Source organism: Paenibacillus sp. OT2-17, assembly GCF_009827695.1.
Classification (GTDB): domain Bacteria; phylum Bacillota; class Bacilli; order Paenibacillales; family Paenibacillaceae; genus Paenibacillus; species Paenibacillus polymyxa_B.
Genome location: NZ_WUDQ01000478.1, coordinates 1 through 2,864 on the forward strand (window position 1 = coordinate 1; position 2,864 = coordinate 2,864).

Genomic DNA, 2,864 nt, shown 5'->3' on the forward strand with positions numbered 1-2,864 from the left:
AGTCGGACAAGAAATCAGTGTAGCTGCGTTTGTGATCAATCCAAACGTCTTGAGCAACTCACGTGCTACCTTCACTTCTTCCACCGGATCGGCGCTGAGCGAAATACGCATTGTGGAGCCGATGCCTGATGCCAGCAAAGCGCCCATACCTGCCGCGCTTTTAACCGTACCCGTAAAGAGCGTCCCAGCTTCGGTAATACCCAGATGGAGCGGATATTTAATAATTTCAGCTGCCTTCGTGTAAGCGGCAATCGCCATAGGAACATCAGACGCCTTCAATGACACGATAATGTCATGGAAATCAAGCTCTTCCAGTATCCCGATATGATACAGTGCGCTTTCTACCATCGCTTCTGGCGTAGGGTAGCCATACTTATCAAGTAAATGCTGTTCCAACGACCCGGCGTTCACACCAATCCGAATTGGAATCCCTTTTTCCTTACATGCCTTAACGACAGCTTCCACTTTTTCACGTCGTCCAATGTTACCTGGATTAATGCGAACCTTATCAATTCCATTTTCAATTGCCAGTAGAGCCAGCTTGTGATTAAAGTGAATATCTGCAACCAGCGGAATATGAATCCTTTTTTTTATTTCCTTAATGGCTGCGGCAGCTTCCTCATTGTTGACGGTAACCCGCACCAGTTGACATCCGGCTTCTTCCAAACGAAGAATCTCGGCTACAGTTGCTTCCACATCTGCTGTTTTGGTTGTACACATGCTTTGGATGATGACTTCATTGCTGCCGCCAATCGTCAGATTCCCGACTTTTACGGGACGTGTGTCTTGTCTTAAGAACATGTACTTTTCTCTCCCATTAACGCCAAACCTCCACCCCTTAAAACCTCATACAGGTTTAGTGAAGTGGAGATCCGGCTTCTCATGTTTTAGAGATCGCGAAGTATCAATCCTTAGGCGCTCTCTTCTTGTTTTTTATCCTTATCTGTACCACCGAGTTCCGGTGCGATTTTATCTTTTACAACCTGCTCATTGATGACGCAAGTAGTGATATCATCACGGGAAGGAACCTCATACATCACATCCAGCATAATGCCTTCAATGATCGCACGAAGACCACGGGCACCCGTGTTACGCTTGATGGCTTCACGGGCAATGGCTTCCAGAGCATCTTGCTTAAACTCCAAAGTAACATTATCCAGTTCAAGCATCTTCTGATACTGCTTGACTAACGCATTTTTCGGCTCAGACAAAATACGAACCAATGTGTTCTCATCAAGCGGCTCCAGCGTAGAAATAACCGGCAAACGTCCTACAAACTCCGGAATCAGACCGAATTTCAAAAGATCCTCAGGCAATACCATTGAAGTATATTCGCCTGGTTTCAGATCTTTTTGTTCGCTAGTAGCGTTAAAGCCGATGACCTTTTTACCGATACGGCGTTTAATCATTTGCTCCAGACCATCAAAGGCACCACCGCAAATGAACAGGATATTCGTGGTGTCAATTTGAATGAACTCTTGATGTGGATGCTTGCGACCGCCTTGCGGAGGTACAGAAGCAACCGTGCCTTCCAAAATTTTAAGCAACGCCTGCTGTACACCTTCACCCGATACGTCACGCGTAATGGACGGGTTTTCGGATTTGCGGGCTACTTTATCAATTTCGTCAATGTAGATAATGCCGCGTTCGGCTTTTTCCACATCATAATCGGCAGCTTGAATCAGTTTCAGCAAAATATTTTCAACGTCTTCACCCACATAACCTGCTTCCGTAAGGGAAGTGGCATCTGCGATAGCAAAAGGAACGTTCAAAATTTTAGCCATGGTTTGCGCAAGCAACGTTTTACCCGAACCTGTAGGTCCAAGCATCAAAATGTTACTTTTTTGCAGTTCCACATCATCAATTTTGTTTTGAGTATTAATACGTTTGTAGTGATTATATACCGCTACAGACAACGATTTTTTCGCTTGATCCTGACCAATGACATATTGGTCCAGAATGTCACGGATTTGCATTGGTTTCGGAATGTCTTTCAGATCTACTTCTTCTTCATGACCCAATTCCTCTTCTACAATCTCCGTGCATAACTCAATGCATTCGTCACATATATATACGCCCGGTCCAGCAACAAGCTTGCGAACCTGATCCTGAGATTTACCGCAGAAAGAACATTTCAATTGTCCTTTTTCATCATTAAATTTAAACATAGAGCCACCCCTTTACAGATTAATCGGTTTAGACAGCACCTGGTCAATGATACCGTATGCTTTTGCCTCTTCCGCTTCCATGAAGAAATCCCGGTCAGTATCACGTTCGATTTTTTCGAGGGGCTGACCCGTACGCTCTACATAGATTTGATTCAGCTTAGCACGTGTTTTGATAATCCAGTCCGCATGAATCAGCATATCGGAGGCTTGCCCCTGAATGCCACCGAGCGGCTGATGGATCATGACTTCACTGTTGGTAAGTGCGTATCTCTTGCCTGGTGCACCCGCTGTTAGCAGCAACGAACCCATACTTGCAGCCATGCCTACACAGATCGTCGATACGTCCGGCTTAATGAATTGCATTGTATCATATATACCCATGCCCGCAGTTACAGAACCGCCTGGCGAGTTAATGTACAAATTAATATCCTTCTCTGGATCTTCCGCAGAAAGGAACAATAGCTGTGCAATGACGAGATTGGCGACATCGTCATCAATCGGGCCACTTAGGAAAATAATACGATCCTTAAGCAACCGCGAGTAAATATCGTAAGATCGTTCTCCTCGATTCGTTTGTTCCACAACCATAGGGACGAGACTCATCACGACCAACCTCTTTTCTTTATTAAAATGAACACCTGTATTCATCCGCTTCCTTATGTCCCATTAAAACGGAAGCAGCAAGCATGAAACGTG

Annotated in this window: 3 protein-coding genes; all 3 read right to left on the minus strand. The window is 45.0% G+C overall.

The window, feature by feature from the left end; genetic code table 11:
- Positions 1 to 801 (minus strand): flavodoxin-dependent (E)-4-hydroxy-3-methylbut-2-enyl-diphosphate synthase (ispG, locus tag GRP75_RS23350; RefSeq protein ID WP_160790500.1); only part of this gene is annotated, 801 nt, incomplete at its 3' end.
- 110 nt (positions 802 to 911) lie between these two features.
- Entirely contained in the window at positions 912 to 2,168 is a 1,257-nt protein-coding gene (gene clpX / locus GRP75_RS23355; RefSeq protein WP_023989972.1) for an ATP-dependent protease ATP-binding subunit ClpX, read from the minus strand.
- A gap of 12 nt (positions 2,169 to 2,180) precedes the next feature.
- Positions 2,181 to 2,771 (minus strand): ATP-dependent Clp endopeptidase proteolytic subunit ClpP, encoded by a 591-nt coding sequence (gene clpP, locus GRP75_RS23360; RefSeq protein ID WP_016324659.1) that lies wholly within the window; start codon positions 2,769 to 2,771, stop codon positions 2,181 to 2,183.
- Between the last annotated feature and the right edge of the window lie 93 nt (positions 2,772 to 2,864).